Source organism: Bartonella massiliensis (assembly GCF_902150025.1).
GTDB lineage: Bacteria > Pseudomonadota > Alphaproteobacteria > Rhizobiales > Rhizobiaceae > Bartonella > Bartonella massiliensis.
The window spans coordinates 1-26,135 of record NZ_CABFVS010000023.1; the positions used below are offsets into that span (position 1 = coordinate 1).

General features: G+C 37.3%; 26 protein-coding genes. 10 read left to right on the top strand and 16 right to left on the bottom strand.

Annotation, left to right across the window (positions count from 1 at the left end; translation table 11 throughout):
* From FNZ60_RS05690 to FNZ60_RS05755, 14 genes are all read right to left on the bottom strand, one after another.
* Positions 1-372 (bottom strand): TrbJ/VirB5 family protein (locus FNZ60_RS05690; RefSeq protein ID WP_483977066.1); only part of this gene is annotated, 372 nt, incomplete at its 3' end.
* A gap of 215 nt (positions 373-587) precedes the next feature.
* Complete coding sequence (locus tag FNZ60_RS05695) at positions 588-839, bottom strand: hypothetical protein (protein WP_142416697.1); 252 nt, start codon at positions 837-839, stop codon at positions 588-590.
* Positions 840-987: 148 nt separating this feature from the next.
* Entirely contained in the window at positions 988-1,752 is a 765-nt protein-coding gene (locus tag FNZ60_RS05700; RefSeq protein ID WP_142416698.1) for a TrbJ/VirB5 family protein, read from the bottom strand.
* The gene (locus tag FNZ60_RS05705; RefSeq protein WP_142416699.1) at positions 1,749-4,220 is read right to left on the bottom strand and encodes a VirB4 family type IV secretion/conjugal transfer ATPase; all 2,472 of its coding nucleotides are present in this window, start codon (positions 4,218-4,220) and stop codon (positions 1,749-1,751) included. The genes FNZ60_RS05700 and FNZ60_RS05705 overlap by 4 nt, the downstream gene beginning before the upstream one ends.
* 2 nt (positions 4,221-4,222) lie before the next feature.
* The gene (locus FNZ60_RS05710) at positions 4,223-4,531 is read right to left on the bottom strand and encodes a VirB3 family type IV secretion system protein (RefSeq protein WP_142416700.1); all 309 of its coding nucleotides are present in this window, start codon (positions 4,529-4,531) and stop codon (positions 4,223-4,225) included.
* 12 nt (positions 4,532-4,543) lie between these two features.
* Positions 4,544-4,855 (bottom strand): conjugal transfer protein, encoded by a 312-nt coding sequence (locus FNZ60_RS05715; protein WP_142416701.1) that lies wholly within the window; start codon positions 4,853-4,855, stop codon positions 4,544-4,546.
* 140 nt (positions 4,856-4,995) lie between these two features.
* Positions 4,996-5,307 carry a VirB2 family type IV secretion system major pilin TrwL gene (gene trwL, locus FNZ60_RS05720; RefSeq protein WP_142416702.1) on the bottom strand — a complete coding sequence of 104 codons (312 nt, stop codon included), beginning with the start codon at positions 5,305-5,307 and terminating at the stop codon, positions 4,996-4,998.
* A gap of 65 nt (positions 5,308-5,372) precedes the next feature.
* Entirely contained in the window at positions 5,373-5,687 is a 315-nt protein-coding gene (gene trwL, locus FNZ60_RS05725; RefSeq protein WP_142416703.1) for a VirB2 family type IV secretion system major pilin TrwL, read from the bottom strand.
* A 45-nt stretch (positions 5,688-5,732) separates the two neighbouring features.
* On the bottom strand, positions 5,733-6,050 hold the full coding sequence (trwL, locus tag FNZ60_RS05730; RefSeq protein ID WP_142416704.1) for a VirB2 family type IV secretion system major pilin TrwL: 318 nt from the start codon (positions 6,048-6,050) through the stop codon (positions 5,733-5,735).
* Between the two features lie 36 nt (positions 6,051-6,086).
* Positions 6,087-6,404, bottom strand: coding sequence for a VirB2 family type IV secretion system major pilin TrwL (trwL, locus tag FNZ60_RS05735; RefSeq protein WP_142416705.1), 318 nt, complete (start codon positions 6,402-6,404; stop codon positions 6,087-6,089).
* A 130-nt stretch (positions 6,405-6,534) separates the two neighbouring features.
* Positions 6,535-6,852 carry a VirB2 family type IV secretion system major pilin TrwL gene (gene trwL / locus FNZ60_RS05740; RefSeq protein ID WP_142416706.1) on the bottom strand — a complete coding sequence of 106 codons (318 nt, stop codon included), beginning with the start codon at positions 6,850-6,852 and terminating at the stop codon, positions 6,535-6,537.
* Positions 6,815-7,114, bottom strand: a complete 300-nt coding sequence (gene korA / locus FNZ60_RS05745) for a KorA family transcriptional regulator (RefSeq protein ID WP_142416707.1) — start codon at positions 7,112-7,114, stop codon at positions 6,815-6,817. Before korA ends, trwL (FNZ60_RS05740) begins: the two co-directional genes overlap by 38 nt.
* A gap of 98 nt (positions 7,115-7,212) precedes the next feature.
* Positions 7,213-7,866, bottom strand: coding sequence for a lysozyme family protein (locus FNZ60_RS05750; protein WP_142416708.1), 654 nt, complete (start codon positions 7,864-7,866; stop codon positions 7,213-7,215).
* Positions 7,866-8,480, bottom strand: coding sequence for a hypothetical protein (locus FNZ60_RS05755; protein ID WP_142416709.1), 615 nt, complete (start codon positions 8,478-8,480; stop codon positions 7,866-7,868). Before FNZ60_RS05755 ends, FNZ60_RS05750 begins: the two co-directional genes overlap by 1 nt.
* Before the next feature lie 128 nt (positions 8,481-8,608).
* Between FNZ60_RS05755 and FNZ60_RS05760 the strand changes: the two genes are divergently transcribed.
* Both FNZ60_RS05760 and FNZ60_RS09700 read left to right on the top strand, forming a co-directional pair.
* Entirely contained in the window at positions 8,609-8,896 is a 288-nt protein-coding gene (locus FNZ60_RS05760; RefSeq protein WP_142416710.1) for an H-NS histone family protein, read from the top strand.
* A gap of 1,301 nt (positions 8,897-10,197) precedes the next feature.
* Positions 10,198-10,368, top strand: a complete 171-nt coding sequence (locus FNZ60_RS09700) for a hypothetical protein (protein WP_185913489.1) — start codon at positions 10,198-10,200, stop codon at positions 10,366-10,368.
* 1,251 nt (positions 10,369-11,619) lie between these two features.
* Here FNZ60_RS09700 and FNZ60_RS05765 read toward each other — a convergent pair.
* The gene (locus FNZ60_RS05765; RefSeq protein WP_142416711.1) at positions 11,620-12,879 is read right to left on the bottom strand and encodes a ubiquinone biosynthesis hydroxylase; all 1,260 of its coding nucleotides are present in this window, start codon (positions 12,877-12,879) and stop codon (positions 11,620-11,622) included.
* A gap of 803 nt (positions 12,880-13,682) precedes the next feature.
* On the opposite strand from FNZ60_RS05765, the gene FNZ60_RS05770 reads away from it, so the two are divergent.
* The 8 genes from FNZ60_RS05770 to FNZ60_RS05800 all read left to right on the top strand — a co-directional run bounded on the left by FNZ60_RS05770 (position 13,683) and on the right by FNZ60_RS05800 (position 23,588).
* Positions 13,683-16,130 (top strand): FtsK/SpoIIIE family DNA translocase, encoded by a 2,448-nt coding sequence (locus tag FNZ60_RS05770; RefSeq protein ID WP_142416712.1) that lies wholly within the window; start codon positions 13,683-13,685, stop codon positions 16,128-16,130.
* A gap of 552 nt (positions 16,131-16,682) precedes the next feature.
* Entirely contained in the window at positions 16,683-16,820 is a 138-nt protein-coding gene (locus FNZ60_RS09705) for a hypothetical protein (RefSeq protein WP_185913490.1), read from the top strand.
* A 241-nt stretch (positions 16,821-17,061) separates the two neighbouring features.
* Complete coding sequence (locus FNZ60_RS05775; protein ID WP_185913492.1) at positions 17,062-17,220, top strand: DNA translocase FtsK; 159 nt, start codon at positions 17,062-17,064, stop codon at positions 17,218-17,220.
* 176 nt (positions 17,221-17,396) lie between these two features.
* The gene (locus FNZ60_RS05780) at positions 17,397-18,005 is read left to right on the top strand and encodes a LolA family protein (RefSeq protein ID WP_142416714.1); all 609 of its coding nucleotides are present in this window, start codon (positions 17,397-17,399) and stop codon (positions 18,003-18,005) included.
* 33 nt (positions 18,006-18,038) lie between these two features.
* Positions 18,039-18,848, top strand: a complete 810-nt coding sequence (locus tag FNZ60_RS05785; protein WP_142416715.1) for an exodeoxyribonuclease III — start codon at positions 18,039-18,041, stop codon at positions 18,846-18,848.
* A gap of 67 nt (positions 18,849-18,915) precedes the next feature.
* Positions 18,916-20,394 carry an efflux transporter outer membrane subunit gene (locus FNZ60_RS05790; RefSeq protein WP_142416716.1) on the top strand — a complete coding sequence of 493 codons (1,479 nt, stop codon included), beginning with the start codon at positions 18,916-18,918 and terminating at the stop codon, positions 20,392-20,394.
* Positions 20,391-21,605, top strand: coding sequence for an efflux RND transporter periplasmic adaptor subunit (locus FNZ60_RS05795; RefSeq protein WP_142416717.1), 1,215 nt, complete (start codon positions 20,391-20,393; stop codon positions 21,603-21,605). Before FNZ60_RS05790 ends, FNZ60_RS05795 begins: the two co-directional genes overlap by 4 nt.
* 3 nt (positions 21,606-21,608) lie before the next feature.
* Positions 21,609-23,588, top strand: coding sequence for a MacB family efflux pump subunit (locus FNZ60_RS05800; RefSeq protein WP_142416718.1), 1,980 nt, complete (start codon positions 21,609-21,611; stop codon positions 23,586-23,588).
* 1,658 nt (positions 23,589-25,246) lie between these two features.
* Here FNZ60_RS05800 and FNZ60_RS05805 read toward each other — a convergent pair.
* Positions 25,247-26,135 (bottom strand): type ISP restriction/modification enzyme (locus FNZ60_RS05805; RefSeq protein ID WP_342774756.1); only part of this gene is annotated, 889 nt, incomplete at its 5' end.

A 26,135-nucleotide genomic window follows, 5' to 3' on the forward strand; every position in this document is an offset into this window, starting at 1 on the left:
GGCGTTTATTTGTGGCATATCTTTATTCTGATGGTTTAAAATTTTTATATTGCGTTTATATTTTTGCTGGCGGATCAGTGCTTGCTCTGCATTTCGTAAATGCGCAACCACTTTCAATTTTATAGCTTCATTTTCGAAAACGGAAAGTGTACCTTCCATGTACGATTGTAATTCTATGATGGCTTTCAAATCCAACCGATCCAAATCCAACTGATCTGGGGCAGCATCTTTAATTTTTCTAAAACGATTTTTTGCTTCTTCAAAAACTTGCAAACTTATGGCTTTATCTACAATTGCTGCGTATTGACTGCGTTTTTCGATAAATTGACGTGCTTCAGGAACTGAAAGGTGACTAAGATCTTGGCTCGCCATAATCTTTCCTACCACATCTGTTTTGGAAGTTATATTATTTTCTGAAAAACTGCTCTCTTTAAATCCATTTTGGCCGTAGATGAATTGGGGATTTTTAAAATAACCACTGCCTAGACTAATTTTTGGTACAATGATATCTCGACGAGTACCTGTTATAGAGCCGTGTAGTTCTTTTGTTTTTTGTAATTGTTTTTCTGTTTCGTCAATTTGTTTGTTTAAGACATAGAATAGCGATGATATAATACTGATAGTTGCATTTTCTTGTGGAGGGGTACTTTTTTTTCTTGTGGAGGGGTATTTTTTTGGGGAAGAGTTTTGCTATTATTTTTGCCCCCAAATAAACCAAATAAACTCCATATACCTGGCGTTTTGGATGCATCCGAAACTCCTCCCACTATAAAACCCATTGCTGGGTTTTGAATCCCTAAAGTGACAGCTGTTGCTATTAAAATAATAGTTTTTTTCATGTTACTTTTCTCTTTTGATCACTTTCAGGTTATGTTGGTAAACTACAAAGATACTTAATGAATAAAACTGTATACGATCTCTAAAAGAAGTGCATAAAAATATAAACAGAGGAAGCTAGTGATATAAATTAAGCTATCATCAAGTTTTTTATCGCATAGATCGTATTATTGGCATTCCTTTATTTGCACTGTTAAGAATTCTCATATTCCGTTTTTGTTTTTGTTGACTGATAAGTGCGTGCTCTGCATTGCGTGAATATGCAACCATTTGCAATTTTGTTGCTTCATTCTGGATCATAGCAAGCATGCCTTTTATGCAAGTTTGCAATTCAGCAATACTTTTTAGATCTGTTGTTGTATTAAGTTTTTCTATAAGTTCTGAGATTTGAGTGAAACGATTTTCGGTCTCTTTAAAACTTTGTAAACTTATAGCTTTATCAATGGCGGTTGTATATCGTATGCGCTTACCAATGGAATCGCGAGATTCACGAATAGAGGTAGGTATCTCTTCTTCTTTTAAGATATTTTCAAGTGAGTCAGATATAGCTGAACGAGCATCTTTATTATAAATAAGCTCTGGATTTTTAAGAAAAAAGCTACTTTGATCTGTTTTTAGTTGGGTAAGATTTTTGATACCAAGTTTTCGATTTCCCGTTATCGATTGATGTGTTTTTTGTGCTTGTGCAAGTTGTTTCTTTAAAACATCAAGGAGCAGTGCTACAGGATACACTTTCTTTGATTGTGGAGGCGTTGACTTTTTGGGTGCAGACGTGCTTGACGATGCTCCCCAAGAGAAAGTTGGAACTGTTGCTCCTAAATCTGCTGCTCCAGCTCCAAACCAAGCAAAAGCTATTGCCGACTTTGAAGACCCTAAAATTACAGCTACTGCTATTGAAATGACCTGTTTCTTCATGTTTCCCTCCTGTCATTTTTTGCGTGTTGTAAAAAAATCGGTAACCATATTGCTGGATCATCACCGACTTCAGCAATAATACTTTCCACCAGCTCTGCGTTATCTGGTGTTCCTGATAATACCAAAAGTTCATCACTAAAGTCGTATTCGATGGTTTTCCCATCGCTTGTCATATGGAATTTACCGAGACTTAATTCGGCGAGTGCTGATTGATCACCTTGTTTGATAAGGAATTGACGACTAAACTCACCAAGACCTTTAACAAGTTCAAATTCAGTATCTGTTAGTTTAAAGCCTTTTGTATAATCTTCATAATTCGCTTTGGGATTGGCTAGAAAAATGTAAGTTGCACATTGTTGAATGAGTGTTTTGGCAATATTACTTTCTAAAGCATCGCTAGGTTCTTGTGTCGCGTAAACAAAAATACCATTTTGTTTACGAATAGTCTTTTGTTTATTTTTTGCTAAATCTTCAAAGTATGGGTCTTGCAACGGCTTCCAAAATTCATCAAAGATATACATAAAGCGCTGTCCGCTAATCATACCTTCTGTGCGGTAAAGCAAATACATCATCACTGGAGTACGAGTCTCCACGTTATCTAAGAATTCCGTGATATCGAAGCCGTAAATTTGATGTGTTGAAAGATCAAGAGCATCACGAGGGTTATCAAATAACCATCCATAATCGCCACCTTCGCACCATTTCAGTAAGCGAGCGTGAACAGAGGGGTGTGCATTATAATCATTTAAATGTGGGTTTGGTAAGAATTGCACCAGAAAAGATAAACGACGCAATGATGGGTCAATGTTATCACTCATAACAGACATAACAGCCTGGTTAATTTCTTCTTCGTCATGATGCGTGATTTCACCACCAGCTTCTGCTAATTTTTTAACAAATTGCTTTAGAAAAATTAGATTCTCTTGTGTGGGAGGAAGTTGAAATGGATTAAAACCACTTGGTCTGCCTGGCTTGAATGTTAGATATTTTCCACCTAGCGCGCGAATGGCAATTTCCATACCACGATCTTTATCAAAAACAACGGTTGTTGGTTTAAACTTTTGTGCTTGTGCTAACAAAAAGCCGAGCAATACAGTTTTACCAGATCCAGATTGTCCAATAAGCGCGGTATTACCGAGTAATCGCTTATCGGTTGAATCCTCTTCGAGTTTAGAGGCATGAAAATTGAAATAGAGCGGTGTTTTGCTGGTTGTTTTAAGAATAGTAACCGCTGGTCCCCATGGATTTCCAGTGGGTTTTCCTGACATAAAATTATGAAAAGATGAAAATGATAAAAAGTTCAGTGACGTAATCGGAGCAGGACGGGGTCTCCATTTCCAGTTTCCAGGAAGTTGTGCCCAATAGCCAGCTTCTATGGCTAAATCTACAGGTTTGGGCAATATGGCAACATCCAGCAGTGCTGCACTTGCTTTGGCCATATGGTCACGGACTTGTTGTATTGTATCACCATATATGGTCAATGTGCAGTGATGTTCGCCCATGACAAAATGGCCACTGATAAGCTGATTGAGTGCTTCATCAATTTGCTCAATTTGGCTCGTTGCTACATCTCGCGCATCAATAAGATTACGCTGATGCCGCTGCAAATAATCTTTCGCAGCATGGCGTGAGAGTATCGAAAAACTCTGTGTTAATACAAACTCGAAATCACTTTCCAATAAAACATTTAGTTGTCCTGGTTTGGTTGTGGAATCGTATTCTTTAATTTCCAACATTCCAAATCGACGCACTCCACTGGTTGTTCGCAGCTCACCAAGAGCACCCCATTTTGAGAAAAAAGGTCGATTGATAGACATGTAGTCAGCAAAACGATCACGACAAATCGGTATAGGGCGATATTCGCCATTGACAAGCATTCCAAGAAATTCAAGGGCAGAAGAATAAGCATGCCCATTTTTTTCATAAATCCCAAGAATTTCTGCACCATAACGCTTTAAGGATTGGCCTAAAGTATGATTGATATCGTTGAGCTCTTTGATACATGAATCCTGTCGCATCTTTTTTTGATCAAGCGTTTCCCGTTCATGTTGAGAAAAGAACGACATAATTTTATCCGCGACCGGTTGGAAAACAACAGTCAGATACAGATCATTGACCATTAAATTATAACCAGTAAAGCTTTGCCGATATTTTTCATCAAGCCGATAGCAAAACATTTGATCAAATGTCGAATCAGGATATTCATAAACACGGCGGCGTACGATATGCGTCCAAAAGGATAAATTAGCTGATGCAATACCCCGTAGAGTATTGTTAAGCTCTTTTGTCCATTGAAAAATATCTTCTTCTGAAGCACTTTGATGTGAACGTCCGTCAATCTTCCAAATCGACAAATATTCCGCATTCTTAGTCGAGATAATCGTATCAGTAATATGATGTGAATAGGGCAAGAACAGGCTTACAGGTGTCTCTGATACGAGACGTTTGCTGCTTTCAACAGCTGTCATGCTTATCTCCTTTTACTATAATTAGAGGGACTATAACTTGATGCGCCCCAAAAGCTTTTATTGCGATTGCGAAACTTGGTATCGATCCATAACCACCAGATACGAAATGCTTTATCATCGTTTTTGGTGATTTGCGCCATAATGAACCATAGAGGTGGTGCTATAATCCACAAAAAGATATTTATTGTCATAGCAACAACAGCAACTCCCATAACCATAACAATAAGTGGCATCATAGGGACACCCCACATTGTTGGAACACGTGTTGCTCCTTTGAATAAGGGGAAGGCTTTTTGCTCTTGTGGATTCATGAAATTCTCTTGTTACTGGATGTGAAATAATATGTGGCTAATATAAAAGGCTGCACCTGCAATAATGACACTGAATGCCCATCGTATAAAGGTAGCCCTTGCGATGATGCGTAATATATAAATAAGGAAAAGAAATAAAAAAATAATGGCTGCAGCGATAGGAATAACCATACTTAATCCATATTGCACCCCTATGAAAACATCTACGCTCTTTGTTTCCTTTTGAGCATAGGCAGATTGAGTTATTAAGAATATAATTGAAGTGATAACAATCGCACCAATTTTGTTACACGTTTTTGCTGAAAGAATATTTGATTGTTTCATATCTTTTATTTCCATTTTAATTAAAGTTCTTATGAAAAATATTTTCTTTTTTGCAATATGTACGACATTGATTATTGCTGTACATCTATAATTGACAAATGTTTAAAACATTATGTGTTATACTGGTGCATACTTTATTTTCAATTGGCTGTGAATAACATTGTAGCAAGTTGGGTTGCTGAACCGGCTATGACAACACCGATTGCCCAGCGCACAAATGTATCCTTTTCAATGTAGCGTCCTGCATAGCCAATTGCTAAGCACAAAAGTATAACAGCAGCAGCAACAGGAATAATTTTAGTAGAGAGTTCTGTTTGCAGAGTCTTTAAAGCCTTGTTAGCATTTCCTAGGTCTGCATATACAGGATAAGTCATAAAAAAAGCAATTAAGGTTGCAGAAATTGCAATGATCTTGTTATTATTTTTTGATTGGATATTATTTAATTTTTGCATGTTTTACTCTTATTAGTGTTCTTTAATTGCCTTATAATTCGTCTCAATTAGGATTAAATAACATATTAGGGCTTAAATAGCATATTAGCAATTTGAAGTGCTGAACCAGCAATAACAACACCGATTGTCCAGCGTACGAATGTATCTTTTTCAATGTAACGTCCTGCATAACCAATTGCTAAGCACAAAAGAATAACAGCAGCAGCAACAGGGATAATCAAATCCAATTGTTCTTTAAATTTGTCTAAAACGTTTTTTGCTTTAGTTAAATCTTGTGCTTGAACAGATATGGGATATGTTATAAGAGACACTGTTACAGTTACAAAAAATGCGATGATTGTGTTATCACTCTTTGATTGTAAATTATTTAACGTTTTCATTTTCTACTCTAGTATTTTCATAATAATATTTTGTATTGTATTTCATTATGGCTTGAATAACATTGTGGCGATTTGGGTTGCTGAACCTGCAATGATAACGCCGATTGCCCAACGTACAAATGTGTCTTTTTCGATGTAACGTCCAGCATAAGCAATTGCTAAACATAAAAGTATAACAGCAGCAGCAACAGGAATAATTTTCTCAATAAGCTCTTTTTGTAAACCTTCTAAAGCTTTTTTAGCATTTCCTAAAGGTTGGCTTTGAGCATATGCAGAACTATTCATAAAAAATACAGTTATAGTTGCAGAAATTGCAATGATTTGATTATCATTTTTTGATTGGAAATTAATTAATTGTTTCATGTAATTTAACCTCAAAGATATATTTCATGTTAAAATTTATCCACCATTACCAAACAATAAAGTTACGATTTCGACTGCTGAACCAGCGATGACAACACCGATTGCCCAGCGTACAAATGTGTCTTTTTCGATGTAGCGTCCTGCATAACCAATTGCTAAGCACAAAAGGATAACAGCAGCAGCAACAGGGATAATTCCAATCAATTGAGTCTTGAAGGTATCTAAAGCTTTTTTTGCATTCCCTAAATTTTGTGCGTAAGCATACATAGGATGCGCTAGAAAAAAAGAGGCCGTTATTGTAGAAATTGAAATAAGCTTGTTAACCCCTGACTGAAGAATTTTTGATTGTTTCATATTATTTATCCCAATTTAGGTTACAGATGATTAGGTTACAGTTGATACAAAGTTCTACAATACAAGTAATACCTTAGTTATTATGCAAAAAAACCTGAAATTCAGACGTCTTTTTAAATAAGAAAGTATTTTATGCATTTGTAAATAACATATTGGCAAGTTCGGCTGCTGAACCTGCAATAACAACACCGATTGCCCAACGTACGAATGTATCTTTTTCAATGTAGCGCCCTGCATAACCAATTGCTAAGCATAAAAGTATAACCGCAGCAGCGACAGGGATAATTGTTTTTAGTTCTGCTTGGAATTTTTCTAAAATAGTTTTCGCATTTCCTAATCCGTTTGCTTGAGCCCATGCAGGGGAGAGCATAAAAAATATAGTTAAAGCTGCAGAAATTTGAGTAGTTTTATTACGAATTACTGTTTGAAGAATATTTGATTGTTTCATGGTTTTCATCCTCATTAAAACTAAAACTTCCACAAATAACTCCTCTTTCATGAAGAAATTTAAAGAGATATTTTGGATCGGCCCACGTTCTTAGTTTTCCTCTTTGTGTAAGAAGTGTATACTTATTTGGTTTTCCAGTTATTGGATCATCAGCAACAAACGTAAAATACCATTCCCTTTCTGAGCGCATCACGACTGTAATTTCACGTGCTGCTTTTTGATTAAATGCTATATCAACGCTGTTTTGTTCGATCATTTTCATTATCTTTGCCCTCAATTAGAAGAGATTTTGTCCAATCTTACTAATTAGAGCTTTAATATTTTCTTATCTAGCTTTCATTATTATATCCTATCAAAAATTTAATTCTCAAAAGCAGCAGGCATTATTCCTGTTTCTTTCTCATATGAAGAAGAATCTTCCGTTGTAAAAGCATCATCAGTGCCACTTGCCTTATGTTTAAAGGCATCTTCCTCTTCCTCTGAAAAGAGATGGAGAGAATCTGTTTTAATGACTTGTTCTGGTTCTTCTTTTTTTAGCTTTACAGACTCTTGCAAGTCTTTATCTACACGTGCAGCAACCTTTACTTCAAACAATGAAGAAATCTCTTGCATAGAAGAGGTATTTAAATTCCCCATGTTGTAAAAATTTACTGCGGACAGCAATGGATCCTTTTCAGAGTCATATACGAATGCTCTTCGTTCATAGCGGTAGGTTAAAGTATCTTGCTCAGTTTTAAGATTTCTACAAAAATAAAATGGATTACAAAAAGAAAACCATTTCACATCTTTGACATCAATTTGCTCCAAGTTTGCGTCAATATTATGTCTATTTTGTTTAAATTGTCTACTTGTTGCAATTGTTTTTCTAAATGGTGATGATTGATGGAATAATTTATCATTATCATCTTCTACATAAACATTATCTCGTACTTCTGATGCAATGATAACTGGAAATGTTGTAGGGGATGTATTCGTGTATGCAGAAGCAAACATTATTAAATCTGAGATAATCATCAGCAATACACCCTATTATGAAGAATTTTATTGATATAAATGCCCATTCTGCGTGATGCTTTTTGTCGTTGTTTTTTGATTTTATAAATTTGCAGAACAAGATTGGTCCATTTAGAATATTCTTTGTGATTATTGCTTTGTTCTTTTTTTAAAATATTTTTAATAGATGCAAATATCCAAGAAGTGAGATCTATGCGTGGAACAAAATAAAGTTTATTATGCCAATAAATATTATTGGAATTAAGGCAAAAAAAACAGCTTTTAAGCAATAATAGCTTGTCAAAATCTATTGAAATTGCTTGTTTTATATCATTTTTTAGCTGTGAAAAAATTTTCAAAGAGCATTTATATGGAATGAAAAGCTGTTGTATGTGAGCGTGTTTCTTATTGTTATAATAAACGATATTATCATTATACGCAGAGGGCTTGTTCTTTGCTGTATATTGCCATAGTTTATAGGGTAGTGATTTATATTTACTTTTGACGGCTGATTCATAAGAGTCAGAGAGGGGTGATGGCGTTTGCACACTGCACTTGCTAATTTCAGCAATTAAACTGAAAAAGGATGCAGTCGTGAAAACTGAGGCACAAATGAACAATTCTCTGTGGTCCAAAGCACATCTCCGTCAAAGTGATATATTTATCGTAATTTAAATTTCGATAACAAATAGGCAAAAATCGTCTATAATTGTGTTTAAAATATGGCAAAGGATAATTCTTTTTTGCAAGGGGAGTAATTAAGGTGAATGATCTCAAAAATATGAATTTTGATGAACTACAAGAGATGCGTACACAAATCGATGTGGAATTAAAAAAACGGCAAGCAAAGGAAAAGCAAAATGCGCGGCGAAAAATTCTTGAAATTGCTAATACCCATGGAATTGATATCGCTGATCTTGTAAGCAAAGAGCGTCATTATAGAAATCCTAATAACCAATGGGAATTATGGAATGGGCGTGGACGGAGACCTAAGTGGATTAAAGAATGGTTGGAGAATGGGTATACACTTGATGAACTCGAAGTAACATAATAGGTACAATATTTATAAAGCAAAGGAATAGCAAGGGATATGAATGCAAGCAGTAGGCTCTTTTTGCTCATTTGATTGTATAAAAATACTAAATGAATATATTAAAATATTGAGTCGTCCAAAAACGATAAAAAATATGAACGGATCTATTTAAAGGCAAGAGGTATTGTTGTCATAAGCTGGCATCATCATTAAGCTTGTCAGCTTAAACTGTATTTCGTTGCTTTTGGCATTTGATAGAGGGGGATACTTTACTTCTTTTTTATAATTTTTACTTCAATGCGGTTTTTTAAAAGCTAGGCAAGTCAATGGTTTTATTAATTCTTTTACAAAAAGGATTGGAATGAGCAGAATTTATTGCACCAGGAGTGCGCTATCATCATTGTTATATTTGCATTGTTATATTTTCCGGCCTTTAATGTTGTGACAGTTTTTGGTTCTTGAGGCGATTTATTAGAGGCATTTGGGAGCTTTTATTCAACATTTTTACCCATATGGTCCATGCGTTTATCCCACATGGGCTATATTCATTTATAACGTGCAAGAGACATAGTTTTGGTTGATTGAGCAGGCGAGAGATTTGGAATGAGAGATCTGACGATATTATGGGGTCTAAGTAACGATAAATTACCGTTATAAATCAAATTTTATTTATTTCTAAGTCAATATATAAAATTCTTATCTTTTTACAATACTGTTTTGTAGAAGTAAGACTCTGATGTTATGGATTTTGTTGTTTTTTCTATCAGATTATAGATGTGAGGCATTCGCTTTGTTTATCGTTCGTTTGGTTGAGATGAATGAGCGGATGGAAAATGAATATTTTCTATGGCGGGTAAGGGGGAAGAGGATTTTGTGACACGTTTTGAAGTATCTGTGATTAAAATTCATTTATAGGAATTTATGCATAAAAGGTGCATTGAAAATAAAAAGATTGGGTCACTTTTTACTTTCGTTTGTTTTTATGGTGTGGGGGAGGAGGGGGATATGCGCGTTTGCAATTGTGTGTGATGATACGGAGTCTGGAATATTTTGTTGTATATTAGACTTTTTGAATCTTAATATTTTCATATAAATTAAAGGGCGTGTTGCACAATAGATACTTCAAGCCGCATCACATTGATTTATGATGATAATGCATTGTTTTGCATATTGGGTGAGAGTCTTTGAACACTGTTAGATCTCTTATTTCAAATCTGTTTCATGTTGAATCAATAAAAATTATTTGCTTGCACATCACAAGTGGGGGCGATTATAGGGGTAAAAACTGTTAAATAAAGGACCCAAAATGTCTCTAATGAATGGCTTTTAGTGTCAAGGACTGTCACAACACTCTAGGGTTGGCAAATATAACAACGGTGCTAGCTTGCTCTTTTATTAAGCGTAAAGAGGGCGCCGCTTACTGGATTTTATTATTTTATGGGAGCTTTATTATTATACTCTTTGCAGGTGTTGTCGCAGAATGGTTTTGAATATCTTGAGAGATATTTTTTTAAAGAAAGCCCATGACTATTTAATGCGATGGTGTTTTTACCTGAGGGGCGTGATCCCAAAAGATATGCGATAAATAAAAGTGTGAGGTAATAGGCAATTGCTATGATTTAAAAGATATTGCCATGGATGATTTTAAAAGTCGTAAAACTGAATTAAAAGGAGATGGTAAGGTTTGAAACTGGTTTATATCCTTTAAAAATTCATGTTCGCCCCAAATTAGGGGAGCTCTCTGTTTTAGAGATTAAGCCAAGAAAGATATACAATAGGCTTGCTCCATGCGGAATATACGTATGTTGCTAATTTATACGCTTTTTTAAAAGAAAAATTTAAATACAGCGCATCTCATTTTAGGGTGTTTCTCATGAGTCGTATAACGTAACAACTCTGATGAATAATAAAAACCTATTGTGCAGCAATATTTTTACTTTAATAATAAAGTGTAAGCTGATGCCATGATACTCTTTGCTAATTTTCAGTGTTTTGATAGCTCTAGCTATTTGGGGGTGAGATTTTTTTATTATTGTATTTAATCGTTTTTTATCTATATGCCAATTTCACTTGTGATGTGCAAAGGATGATTTTGATTATTTTAACATGAGAGAAATTGGAAATGAGTGAATTTTACGTTTTTCAACTCTCGCATTCAACATGAGGACAATGAATTATTCATTATACGTCAAAGTTTGTCTGATAATAGAGAGTTTTGTTTATTTTATTGTGCTATAAGAGGACGCTTTAATTTGAGGTGTGGTGCGATAAGGTTTTTTTCATTAAATGTTTTTTTTCAGAGCGTGGTGAATATTCTTAAAATATCGCTTGTTTATTTTGCTTCATATTATTTATATTAAGTGAAATATGGCAGGAAGATGGGAACTATTTAATTGATTGATTTATAAAGATAAATTATCTTTATTCAACTTGAGTAAGAATCCCGAATATCGGAGGATTCTTTCATTGAAAACTTCTCATACGTTGAAGCAATAAAAATCATTTGCTTGCATGACAGAAGGGGGATTGGCGTGGGGGGGTAAAAACTATTAAGAAGGAACTAAAAATGTCTCTTATAAACTGTCTCAAATACCGATGACTGTTGAGATAGTGAGAGAAGCCACTTAATGAAAATCTGGTCTATAAACAAATCAAATTGGATGGAGAGCTTTTTGTGCTTTGAGGTGTGGGGGAGAGCCGAGCCAAAGGTTTAAAAAAAGTAAAAGGGTATGAATTTTTGTTTAAAGCGGGAACCCCTGTAGGAGACGGGGCGCATTGGGGGTCAGACCAGCGGCTTCTTGAATGAAATATTTTTTGATTTTGGGTGCTTGGTTGACGATTCCAAGACCAGTATCGCGAAGCATCCGTAAGAGAAGGCTATCGTTAGAAAAGAGTTTATTAAGCCAATCATTGCTGAAAGCCATACGGACAGTTTCAAAACGTCTCCAGCTTTGATAGCGCTCTAAAGCGGTGAGGGAGCCAATGTCAAGACCTAATCGTGCTGTTTCAATAATCACTTCAGCAAGGGCAGCGCTATCGCGTAATCCTAAATTAAGTCCTTGTCCTGCAAGGGGGTGGATGGTATGGGCAGCATCGCCAATGAGGGCAAAACGGGGCTTAATACATTGGCGTGTTAAAGAAAGTTTTAGGGGAAAAGCTTGACGTTCGCCATTCCAAGAGAGTTTTCCTAATCGATGGCCAATGCGTCTTTCGAGTTCTGTTTCAAAAATAAGTGCATCAGCTTTGAGGTAATATTGTGCAGTTTTCTGGTCTTCATTCCACACAATGGCGGATCGGTTGCCTTTGAGAGGGAGAAGAGCAAAAGGACCGGCAGGTAAAAAATGTTGAATGGCTTGACCATTATGGGGTTTTTCATGTTCAACTGTGCAGATGATTGCTGTTTGTTTATAAGTATGAGAAAAGTTTTTAAGACCTGCTTTTTGGCGTAATGTCGAATGGGCTCCATCGGCTGCAATAAGCAATTTTGTTTGCCAAATCTCTTCATTATTTAAAGTGACGGTGGTATGTTGGTCTTCTTGATGAAAGTCAATGACGCGCGTGTTGGCGATAACAGGGATATTGAGATCTTTGACATGTTTTTTTAAACTATTGATGAGTTCTCTATGCTCTACCATCGTTGCAAAAGGTTCCCCGGGGGTAATGTCGCCTTCAAAAGTTAAAAGAGTGGGTTTAACAGGATCATTTGTGCTTGTATCTGTGATGATCATTGAATGAATGGGTTGCGCATAGGGTTTTATAGGTTCCCAACACTGTAATTGTTTTAACATACGAATAGCAGCAGCAGCAAGGGCAGTGGTTCGTATGTTGGAAGCAGGAATATCTTCTTGTGGAGCAGCATCAACGATTTTAATTTTCAGATGAGGGGCGGTTTGCTTGAGCGCTATTGCGAGCGTTAAACCAACAGCTGCCCCTCCTGCAATGAGAAGATCACATTGTTGGGTTTTATGAGATTTTATTTTTTTATGGTGATTAGAGTACACAATGTTTTGTCCATCATTTACGGGGCTTCGTTCATTATTTACGGAGCTTTTTCCATTGTTTAAAGTTTTCTTGCTTTTTAAAAAGATATTTTTTAAATTACCTACAATGTTTTAATTTTTACTTTTCTTTCTGCGCTACGAAAATGAAACTTCTCTTTGGATGAGATGTCTCTTGGGTGTCAATTTTGTGACAGATTGTTTTTCAGAGCTCTTTTGCTTTGTTTTTATGACTCACTTTACAAGATTAATCAGATAAGTTTTTTTGAGTGTTCTCTTCAACTCTTTTTACACTTGGTTGATAAAAAAGAAAACTAAAATTAAACAAAGATGAGAGTGTATTTTTTAATTTGTGTGAAAATCCTTTAATATAACTATTTTGAAGAAACCCATTGAGGATGATTGGTTAAGGAAAATTATGTTTATTCGTGATGGTTAAAACGACATTAATATTTTATCGTTATCATGATGTCGCGTAAGGCATTATCTGTTTGAGGTGAGGGCTTATGAGATTCTATGTAAAACTCTACACATGAGGTGTTTTTTATTGATCGTGTGATAAATGTTTTAAGGTAGAGCTTTTTTCGTGCTTCATGAGGGTTTCATGAGGGTTTCTCCCCTGAAGGTGGTGATCGTATTGAATGACATGAAGTGGAAAGACGGGCGAATGCACGAGATTTAGGAAGTTGGACTGTTGACAGGCTATGTGTTTAAAGATCGGCTCTGTGTAAGTTTCGTCTTTTTTAAGAGAGCAAGGAAGTTATAACTCTTTGAAATATGAAATTTTTATATTTGGAATTTGATGGATGCACCGAAATTCTTCTCCTTATGATTCATTAGAAGCGCGAAATTTTCAAAGCTCGCGGCTTATTGAGATGTTTTTACGTCAGATTGGTGTATTTATTGGGCTTGGGCTTTTGGGCTTTATTATTTTTTGCGTTTTTGCTTTGGCAACGTGGAATGTTGCTGACCCCTCTTTAACGCATGCAAGTACCAATGAGGTGACAAACCTTATGGGGTGGTTGGGGGCGATTTTTTCAGATTTTATTATGCAGTTTTTTGGCTTGGCAAGCCTTGCTGTTTTGTTGCCGCCATTATTTTGGTCGTTTCTCTTGTTGGCACAAAAAAATATCTACAATTTAACATTGCGCTTTTTTTTGTGGGTGATATCAACGATTTGTTTTTTAATGGCTTTTTCCCTTATGACACCTGTTACCTCTTTTACCTATTGGCCATTGCCCATGGGGTTGGGAGGGGTTTTAGGAGATAAAGCTTTAAGTGTTGCTTCTTCAATCTTTCCTCTTTTGCTTTCTCCACTTTATACGGTGCTTTTTAGTGTTATTTTTATTCTTTTTGGTTTTTTCACGGCTGCTTTTGCGGGCAATGTGATATGGCGGCGTCGAACAAAGAAAAGAAAAGAAAAAAGAATTCCAAAAGATGAAATCGTTGATCCAGTTTTTGAAGTGGAAGAAGATGTGGAATATGCCGCAGAGGATGATCGTGAGAAGCATGGTTTCTTTGCGACAACTTTTGGTGCTCTTTTACATCTTTTTTATTTTTTACAAGCGCGTTTTTTTCGCCTTTTCTGTTTCAAAAGGCGTACTCAGAATAAGGGGCAAGGCAAGTCATTTGATCGGATTGAACCAACTTTTTTGGGCGAAAAAGAAAATTGTGAAGAAAATCAAAATAAAGCCCATGCTTCTTCTGTTAAAAGCTGTGGTTTAAAATCTTTAACAGCTTCTTTAAATGGTCGTTTTGTTCTTCCACTTTTAGATTATCTTTCGGTTCCACCACCCTCGGTTCGGGATGCAAAACTTTCTCCTGCTGCTTTAAAAGCAAATTCTCAGGAACTTGAAGGTGTTTTGTTAGATTTTGGTGTCAAAGGCAAAATTATAGATGCTTGTCCTGGACCGGTGGTCACTTTATATGAATTTGAACCGGCTGCAGGCATTAAGTCTTCTCGTATCATTAGTCTGGCAGATGATATTGCGCGCTCGATGCGTGCAATTTCTGCTCGTGTTGCTGTGGTTCCAGGGCGCAATGTGATTGGAATAGAATTGCCTAATGCAAAGCGTGAAATGGTTTATTTAAGGGAGATTGTGCAAGCGCAGGAATTTGTTGAAAGTAAAGCAAAATTAGGTCTTGCTTTAGGCAAGACAATCGGGGGAGAGGCTGTTATTACAGATTTAGCAAAAATGCCGCATCTTTTGGTTGCTGGTACAACAGGATCGGGAAAATCTGTGGCTATCAATACTATGATTTTATCATTGCTTTATCGTATGACACCTGAACAATGTCGTCTTATTATGGTGGATCCGAAAATGCTTGAACTTTCGGTTTATGATGGTATTCCCCATTTGTTAACACCCGTGGTAACAGATCCTAAAAAGGCTGTGATTGCTCTTAAATGGGCTGTTCGTGAAATGGAAGAGCGCTACAGTAAAATGTCAAAACTTGGTGTTCGCAATATCGATGGGTTTAATGCACGTCTTAAGGAGTCAGAAGGTCAAGGAGAGGCAATGGTGCGTACCATTCAAGTGGGGTTTGATCATGAGACCGGTGAGCCTCTTTATGAGACGGAAACACTTGATTTTAGTCCTATGCCTTATATCGTTGTCATTATTGATGAAATGGCTGATTTGATGATGGTTGCTGGTAAAGATATTGAAGGCGCGGTTCAACGTTTAGCACAAATGGCGCGCGCTGCCGGTATCCACGTGATTATGGCAACACAGCGTCCTTCTGTTGATGTTATTACGGGGACGATCAAAGCTAATTTTCCAACACGCATTTCTTTTTCTGTGAGTTCAAAAATCGATAGCCGAACAATTCTAGGTGAACAGGGGGCAGAGCAGTTATTGGGACAAGGAGATATGCTCTTTATGATGGGAGGGGGACGTATTCAGCGTGTGCATGGGCCTTTTGTTGCGGATGATGAAGTGGAGCAGGTTGTTGCGCATCTCAAAGCGCAAGCACGACCTGATTATTTGGAAACAATTACTCAAGAAGTGGAAGAAGATGGTGCTGATGTTTCTTCGGTTTCTCCTTCAGCAGATGATCCCTATAGTCAAGCTGTTGCTGTTGTGCTTCGTGATCGTAAGGCTTCAACCTCTTATATTCAACGTCGTTTAGGGATTGGTTATAACCGTGCTGCGACATTGATTGAGAGAATGGAAGAAGAAGGGATCATTAGTCCAGCCAATCATGCAGGGAAACGGGAAATTTTAGTTCCTGCCGAAGAAGAACGCTTTTGAAAAATCTTTATTATCATTTTTTTAAATATATTTTAAAAACAGTTCGTTAGTTTATTGTGCTGTAGAAAGCCCGCATCATTATATAATGCATTGTTATATATGTTATACATGAGCTTTCAATGTTGGGATAATTCCTTGACACTTGAAATTCTTCATAAGAGGTATTCTCTATTTGATACAATTTTACTTACACATTAGCTTTTTTTATAACGTGTAAAGAAAATGATTTGAATATTATTCAAGTTGATGAGAGTTTGTGGAATGAGGATTTTATTATATTTGGTGTGATGATTTAAGTTTAAAAAAATACTTTATTATCAATGAATATATTGCCTTAGAATGGCATCGTTTGAGGTATGGGGATATTAAAGTCATGTAAAGATTTAATATTGAAGTATTTTGTTGTTCTCGTCGTTTGATTTCACGGTGAAACTCGCTGTGCTATGTGGTTTTACAGTCTTTTTCTTTTGGGGTAGGATTTATTTTTTGAGCCTTTGTTTAAGTGAATTATACAGGGGGTGTAAGTGAATTATATGGGGGGAGAGAAGCGAAGTGGAATTTGCTAAAATCCAAAAGCCGGATTTTAATCTCGCAAAGCGTGTTTATAGGCAAGGCTTTGAGGTTTTTATGGTACAAACTCCAAATTGTTTACAGACTGGATTGGGTACGAATGTTTATTCTTTTGGGTAGAGAAGAAGTCAAAAAAACTTTGCCACTGAAAAGAAATTTTAGCTTGCACGAGCAATATGTTTAGTTTGTGGATTGATGATAATCCATGTTGCTCCACAGATGAGAGGGGGGAGAGTATATTATGCGTTTGGTAAATAAGTGGAAAAGCGGACAATTAGGGTGCTTTGGGAAACTGAAAAGCAAACTGATTATTTGGAAAAGACATCGCAAGAGATTGTAAGAAAAAAGTAAGGATATTTCGTTGGTTTCTTCTTCAGCGAATGCTTATTATCAAGCTGTTGCTGTTGTGCTTCATGATCGTAAGGCTTCAACCTCTTATATTCAAAGCCGTTTAGGGATTGGTTATAATCGTATTGTGACATTGATTGAGAGGAGGGAAGAAAAGGCATCGTTTGTTTAGCAAATGATATAGGAAAACGGAAAGTTTTCGTGTCTATCGAATAAGCATATTTTAAAAAATCTTTTGATATTTTTTTCAAACAATATCTTTATCTTATAAAGCAGGGTATTTATTCATCATTGATGGCTTAATTACAAATGAGAAAGTCAATGAGATATTGTTTGGGAGCATTTTTTATGAAAACGTCTTTTTTACTGCAAAGAAGAATTTTGGGTGTAGTGGGAATTCTTATCTTTTGGTGTTTAACTTTTCCTATCTTTTCGCAAGCCTCTAATAAGGTGGCAAAGGCGCAGAATGTTTTAAACTACTTTTCGGCCATCAAAACAATGACCGGTGACTTTATTCAATTTAGTCCAAAGGGGAAAATGTCTCAAGGAACATTTTATCTAGAGCGTCCAGGGAAAATTCGCTTTATTTATAAGAAAATGCCTTTACAGATTATTGCAGATGGTCAATTTGTGGGCATTAATAATCGGGCTTTAAATACTTGGAACTTTTCACAACTTTCACAAACACCAATGAAGTTTTTGTTAGATGATAAAATTGACGTATCATCTGGTCGTTTGTTGGCATTTCGTGAAGATCCAGGGGTAGTGACGATTGTTCTGCGTGATAAAACAATTGGGGCAGGGCAAATAAAAATGGTTTTTGATCCTAAAGGCTCTGCTTTGCGACAGTGGACAATTGTTGACCAACAAAACTTGGAAACAACTGTGCAGGTTATGAATGTGCAGACAGGCGTTCGGTTCGCTGAAGGAATGTTTACACTTCCTTCAAAGAAATGAAGAAATAGTATTATGTCATTGGGGTTGAAGTAGATGTTTTTTCGTATTGCAACTTGGAATATTAATTCTATTCGTTTGCGTCTTGCACAGGTTTTGCAGTATTTGGAATTCTTTCCGGCAGATGTTTTGTGTTTACAGGAAACAAAATGTCCCGATGCTTTATTCCCAGTAAAGGCTTTTGAAGAAGCAGGATATAAGCATATCGCACTGAGTGGACAAAAATCTTATAATGGGGTGGCGATTGTTTCTCGATTGCCTTTTAAAAAGGTAGAAAAGCGTTTCTTTTGTCAAAACCAAGATTGTCGCTATATCTCAGTGATTGTGGAAGTTCATGGAAGAAGCTTGCGGATTCATAATTTTTATGTTCCTGCGGGGGGCGATATTCCTGACGCTGAGGTGAATGAAAAATTTCGTCATAAGCTTAATTTTTTGGAAGAAATGTCTTCTATTCGCGCTGATCAGGAAAAGGGGATATCTTCTCTTTTGTTGGGCGATTTGAATATTGCTCCTTTGGCAGAAGATGTTTGGTCTCATCAGCAATTGTTGAAGGTTGTAAGCCATACACCCATTGAAACTGAGCGTTTAAAGGATTTGTGTTGTCAAGGTGGGTGGGTTGATCTCATGCGGTTGCATATCCCTGTACCTACTAAACTTTACACATGGTGGAGTTATCGGGCACGCGATTGGGCTCGCACCGATTATGGGCGGCGGCTTGATCATGTTTGGTCCTCTCTAGATTTAGCTCCTTTTGTGGTAGATCTTTCGACTTTTCGTGATATGCGCGGATGGGAACGTCCTTCAGATCATATTCCTGTGCAAACTGTATTTAATTTTTCATGTTAATTTTGAAATAAGAGGTAAATAAAGTATTAATATTACATAATGATTCTGAAAGAATGCGGGAGACTTGATGCATATCAGAAATCTCAGATGGGACGCTTCTCGCGAATTACTTTCGAGTATTTTGCTGTGTTTTCTTGTATCAGGATGTATGGTTGGTCCCAATTATCATAAGACATCTTTTTCTGTCCCAGCGCGATGGGGACAGCAGTCTGCACAGATATCTGGGCATTCAATCGCCCTTGCTGGATGGTGGCGACGTTTAAATGATCCGGTTTTAAATACGTTAATGGATGAGGCAATTTCTGGAAATAATGATATTGCGGTTGCCAAAGCACGGGTTCGTGAGGCGCGTGCGAGCTTAGGGCAAGTGGTGGGATCTTTGTTGCCAAATGTGTCAAATACAATTGCAGGAACCCGTAGCGGATCTGGGCAATCAGATACGTTGAGTCAATATCGTGGTGGATTTGATGCAAGTTGGGAGCTTGATCTTTTTGGAGGGCATAAGCGAGGCGTTGAAGCGGCACGTTATGGTCTTGAAGCGGTGGTGGAAGATATGCGTGCGACCATGGTCATATTGTTGGGAGAGGTAGCAACAAATTATGTTCAAATGCGCGGTTGGCAACAAAAACTGTTGATTGTACGGCAAATTGCTGCGACACAACGTAAAACATATGAATTGATGCTGGCCAAATTAATAGCGGGTGATGTTTCTGAGCTTGATATTTCAAACGCAAAAGCGCAAATGGCCAATACAGAAGCCGATATCTCTCAGATGGAAGCAAATGTGGCTATGAGTATGCATCGCCTTTCTGTCTTAACGGGTCATGTGCCTACAGCTTTAAAGGATCTTTTGCAAAAAAATGCCAAACACATGAAAATTCCACAACCACAATGGCCAATATCCGCAGGAATTCCAGCAGATATTTTGTTGAATCGTCCCGATTTGCGTCGGGCGGAGCGCCAATATGCACAAGCAACAGCGCGCATAGGTCAGCGTGAAGCAGAACGTTATCCCTCGCTTACATTAACAGGGAGTATTTCAACATCAGCAACCGCAATAGACCAGTTATGGAAAAATGCAATCATTGGCTGGTCTTTTGGACCCGGTCTTCGTTTTCCGTTTTTTAACGGGGGGCAGATTGTTGCCTCTGTTGCGATGGCACGGGCACAACGCGATCAGGCTTTTATTACTTATCGCTCTGCTGTCTTGAGGGCGTTAGAAGATGTTGAAAATGCGCTTGTGAGATTAACAAAAGAACATCAGCGTCTTGAAAAGCTTATCGCTGCAAATAAAGCTTTTCTGCATTCTTTACAACTTTCACGAAGTCTTTTTGAAAATGGCAATACCAGCTTTCTTGAATTATTAAATGCTGATCGTTCCTATTATTCTGCGCAAATGGCTCTTAAAGATAGCCGTATTGCTCTTGCTATCCAATATATTGCCTTGATGAAAGCATTGGGGGGTGGATGGGATGGTGTCGTTGATGTATCACGTCCGGAAGTTATTGATGGTGCACCAGATTCGTTTGCAAAGGTAGAGCAATGAAAAAAAGTTTCATCAAAAATTTCATAAAAAAACGCAAAAAACTTTCATTCTTTCTTATCGCACTCTTCGTTATTATTTTATTGTGGCTGCGCTCTGTTTTTTTTGGAACATCCACACCAACCTATATGACAGCTGTGGTGAAGCGTGGGGATATCGAGGAAAGCGTTTTGGCTTCTGGGCTTGTGCGTCCTTACCGGTTGGTGGCGGTTGGGGCGCGTGCTACAGGGCGCGTGGTTTCTATGCATGTTTTTCCAGGTAGTGTTGTGAAAGAAGGCGATCTCTTGGCAGAAATTGATCCTACAGATCAAGAAAATGATCTGAAAAGAAAAAAAGCAGCATTGGCTCATTATTATGCGAATTTGGTGGAACAAGAAGCTTATCTTGCTCTTGCACAGAAAAATTTAGAACGGCAGAAAAAAATGATAGAATCTCGTGCAACTTCAAAAGCGAATTTTGAGGATGCGGCGACACAAGTGAAAATACGTGAGGCGCAAATTGCTCAACTCCGTCAGCAGATTGTACAAGCCCAAATTGATGTGGAGAGTGCTGAGGTTAATCTCAGTTATACGCGGATAACGGCTCCTTCGGAGGGAACTGTCTTGGCAACGGTTGTTGAAGAAGGACAAAATGTCAATGCGGTTCAGTCGGCGCCTACAATTGTTATTTTGGGCGATTTATCAAAGATGACTGTCAAGGCGCAAATTTCAGAAGCTGATATTCTTAAAGTTCGTGCCGGACAACCTCTTTATTTTACGGTATTGGGTAATTCAGACCGTCTTTATGAGGGCGTTCTAGAAAGGGTTGATCCAGCTCCTGAATCCATTCGTGCTGATGTGAGTATTAATCCTTGGGCAGGAGGGGCTAGCCCTCTTTCAGCGATTTATTATAACGGGGTTGTGCATGTTGATAATAAAGATAACTTTTTGCGAACTTATATGACGGCTCAAGTGCATATTATTTTAGGGCGTGCTCAGAATGTGTTATTGGTTCCAAGTGATGCTCTACGTGATGAAACAAAAGAGCACAAAGCATGGGTTTCACTTTTGGTGGGGGACAATAAAGTGGTGGCAAGAAAAGTGACTGTGGGGCTTAATAACAAAGTGATGGCAGAGATTGTTTCCGGGCTGGAGGAGGGGGATGTGGTTATTACCGGTTCGCATGATGGTGTGATGCCAGAAATTCCTGATGAACATAGGGAAGATGAGAATTAAGCTATGAAAGCAGAAAAAGCAGATGCTGTTTTCGTTTTGGAAAATATTGTGCGCAAATTTCCTGCGGGTGAAACATTTGTCACTATTTTAAAAGAGATCAATCTGACCATTAAACGCGGTGAAATGGTGGCGATTGTAGGGGCTTCCGGTTCTGGAAAGTCTACATTGATGAATATTTTGGGGTGTCTTGATCGACCAAGTTCTGGTCGTTATTGGATTTCAGGAAAAGAAATTGCTTCTCTTTCTGCTGATGAATTATCCGCTTTGCGGCGTAATCATTTTGGATTTATTTTTCAGCGTTATCACTTATTGAATGAATTAACGGCACTTGGCAATGTTGAAATTCCAGCTATTTATGCAGGTTGTGCACCGGATGTGAGAAAAAAACGTGCAGAAGAACTTTTAACACGTTTAGGTATGGGAGAGAGAGTCAATCATCGTCCTAATCAGCTTTCAGGGGGGCAGCAACAACGGGTGTCTATTGCGCGAGCTTTGATGAATAATGCAGAGGTTATTCTTGCCGATGAGCCAACCGGTGCTTTAGATAAACACAGTGGTGAAGAAGTGTTACGTATTTTGGAGGAGCTTCATCAAGAAGGGCGCACTATTATTATTGTCACGCATGATATGCAGGTGGCTAAAAGAGCAGAGCGTATTATCGAGATCAGTGATGGGGAAATTATTGCGGATAATGGATCAAAGCATAAAAAAACAAAGGTTGAATACTGTGTTCAAGAAAAGAAAAATCTAAAAGATCAAAAAATACTTGGTTTTTTTCGTTCTTTTGTTGAACGGTTTCGTGAGGCATTTGTTATGGCATTGTTGGCAATGAATGCCCACCGAATGCGAACTTTTTTAACAATGCTCGGGGTGATTATCGGTATTGGGGCGATTATTGCCATGGTGGCTTTGGGAAATGGTACGCGGGAAAAGATTATGGAAAATTTTAAAAGTTTGGGGTCTAATACATTAACAATTTTGCCGGGAAAAAGCCTTTCTGATCCACAAGCAGATAAAATAACCAGTTTGGTGGAAGCGGATGCAGAAGCTCTTTCTAAATTACCCTATATTTCTGGTGTAACACCGCAGATTTCTGCAAGCTCTATAGTTCGTTTTGGTGCTGTTGAAGCCAATGCTGTCATTGCTGGGGTGGGAGAACAATATTTTCAAACACAAGGACTTAAAGCTGTTCAAGGGCAGTTGTTTGATCAAAAAAGTGTGCATGAACGGGCAGTTGATCTTGTCATTGAAAAGGAAGCAATTGCAGCGCTTTTTCCTCATAGCCATGGGAGTCCAATAGGGAAAATTGTCCATTTGGGCAATGTTCCTGCACGCATCATTGGTGTGGTAAATCCGCAACAGATGGGGGGGACTTCAAATACGTTGCAGGTTTATTTACCTTATACAACTGTGCAAACGCGTTTTCTTGGAACAACACAAGTTCGGGCCATTACTGTGAAGATCGCTGATCATATTGATTCAAATTTAGCGGAGAAGATGGTGAAACGTTTCTTGATTATGCGCCACGGTGGAGAGGATTTTTTCATTAGAAATTCTCAATTCTTTCGTGACCGTATCATGGAAAGCACATACGTTTTAACGCTTTTAGTGTCTTCAATTGCTGCTCTTTCATTAATTGTGGGTGGTATTGGGGTGATGAATATTATGCTGGTGACAGTTTCAGAACGGATCAATGAAATTGGGGTCCGTATGGCAGTGGGGGCGCGTCAGAGTGATATTTTGCAGCAATTTCTCATTGAAGCCATTTTGGTTTGTGTCATTGGTGGTGGTTTGGGAATCCTCTTTGGACTTTCTGTTGGTGGTTTGTTTTTGCTCTTTAAGGCACCGATACATCTCGTTTATACGATTGATTCGATCATCATATCTCTTACTTTTTCAACGCTCATTGGGATATGTTTTGGCTTTTCGCCTGCACGGAAAGCTTCACAGCTTGATCCTGTTGTTGCGCTCTCGCGTGATTAAATGTTATCAACCTAAGGCATGTTTATGATTATATCTGGATGAAGTGTTGATGAGGTAAAATATGGATGGGAAAAAATTAATGATCCACAGCTCTTTCCTAGAGAAAGCTTTATTCGTTAATTGGAGCGCACCTTATTCTACACCAAAAGATGTCGTTTGGCATCATGTATCATGAATAAATTTTATCGTATTTTGTGGTTGCTTTGTAATATCTTGTAAAAGAGGAATGTCTGTAAAAGATTGCTCATGTAAACTATGGTGGTATGCCTATAAGCCTTCTTGAGGCATTAAGTTTTTTGAGAATGTATGGTGAATATTTTTAGGCTTTTTTTTGCGCTTTATAGAAGTCAATCAATCGTGGGACGATTCAAACTACAATACACTTATGTTGCACATTTATGTGTTGTATATTTGTGCATTTGTTTTAAAAAAACGTCACTACCTTTTGGTCCATTTTGCAATGGTGGTGTGTGAAGGGAATAATGCTTTGATGAAGTGTATAAAATTTATATCCTCCTCTTTACGCTTGATGAGACGTAAATTGGCACCATTATACACACTTCGCCAATCCACCAATATTGCTAGGGACTTTGGCATGAAAAGGGTTAAGCTTAAGGTTTTTGGCACAGATGTTATGATGATTGACACTTCTTTTGGTTTTGCAAAGGATTTGTGCTCATTGTAGGTGTTTAAGCTTGATGCGAACAAATTATGATTGCGCTCAAGTTTTAAAATGTGGTCTGAGACACAGCCATTTTCCGTTTCTTCATGCATGTAACTTGTTTTTTTTGAGACTATTTGTTGTAAGATATTGCCTTTTTATTCTCTCTCTTACTTTTGGGTCTGAAGACAAAACAAGCTGTTTTATGATTAAGCAAGGATGCTATCAGATGTTCCTTAGGGGGAATGTGATTTTAAAAACTAACTTTGTGAAATGTAGGTTTGATCTCATGATTTTTTGTGAGGGGAAGAAAAAAATTGAGAGGTGGAGAGGTGGAAAGTCTCTTATTTTAATGATGTATGAGTGAAAAGGGTTCTCATTTATTTAAAGAGCATAAGCTCATATTCAGCAGGAGCGAGACGGAATAAGAGAGCATCGTAATACCAACTAGCAGATAGGCAGCTAAAGAACATAATGGGATAAGCAATGAGCAGTGCTATGTGTAGGTGGTGTGGCACTGTGCTTCCATAAAGCTACCAAGCGTTTATAGATTCTAATTCGCTCTTTCATTTAAAATGCTATCAAGATTATACCCATCATTTACAAATCTAAAAAAACAACCCATATTGATAATGCAACCTCTAAATTCAATCAATAGTATATGTTTCGAGGGGGTTTTGACAATTTTTGTACCGTCAAAACCTATAAGCAAAATGAATACACATAACTCTCTTTAAACAGAGCTTTTGAAAAGAATAAAGCTATCATTTGAGATTACGGTATAATCTCTTAAAGGCAATCCAAAAGAAGCGTATTCTATTTAAGAGGGGATTTCTTAAAAGTCTTAAAGTAATCCAAATAACAGTGTTTAAAAGTGCAAATGATTTCTTTTTAGAATAACGCATATCAACACTCCTTTTAAGATTGTATCGAATTAACTTACAAAAGAGGTATAGCTATATCCTATACCCCTTGTGAGTTATAAGGTCTTATAAGCTTATTCAGTTTCTCTAACTTCTAATTTAGGTAGTTTTTTCACGATTTTCATTGTTTCTAAACTTACAGTAATAACCCTTTGAAACAACTCTAATGGATAGGCAGGGTTTCCAACGGTTTCAACAGCATAGCGATTGGCATCATTAACAATACCACTCTTTTTATCTGTCTTTACACATTGACGCCCCATAACCCATTCAAGAGCAGGCTTGCCATTAACGATATACTCATAAGCTTCAAGAGGGATATCTGTCATCGTGATATTGCTGTTATAAATAACCGTCGATTTATCCTTTTCCTTACTATTCTTAACTTTTGCGAATTTCATTTCTGTAACGTAGTAGAATTTTTCTGGATTAGGAATATCAGTCTGTTTTGGATTGCCTTTTTTAAATGTGACTGGATAAGGTTCTACAGTTTCATAATTGACGTGCAAATGACCCAGTTCACGCCCTGCTGTAACAAATTTCCAAAAATCATCAGCACTCTTTACACAAGGGATACGAGGTAATTCTTTAGAGAGATTATCAGCATAACGGGCGCGATAATCTTCCGAATGTAAGATTCCGTAAACATAATAGAATAGATCCTCTTTTGTTATGGTTTCATTCGGATAAGCCGCTTTAAAATGATCTAGTCCTTCATCCGTAATGGCATCACGCCGTTGTAAATCAGTATTGTTGCTTTCTTCTATAGAGTTCGTAAATAGATGAGATTGTTTTTTATGTTTATCTTTTGAAACTTTATCGATTTCATAAATATACCGTGGAAAACATTGGCTACCATCTATCGTATTCACATCAGGCACATTTTTAGTCATAAAAATAGAAAAGCCACTCCTTGATCCCATAGAAGAAACTTGTATCACTCTATTCTCTGCTGCTTGTTCT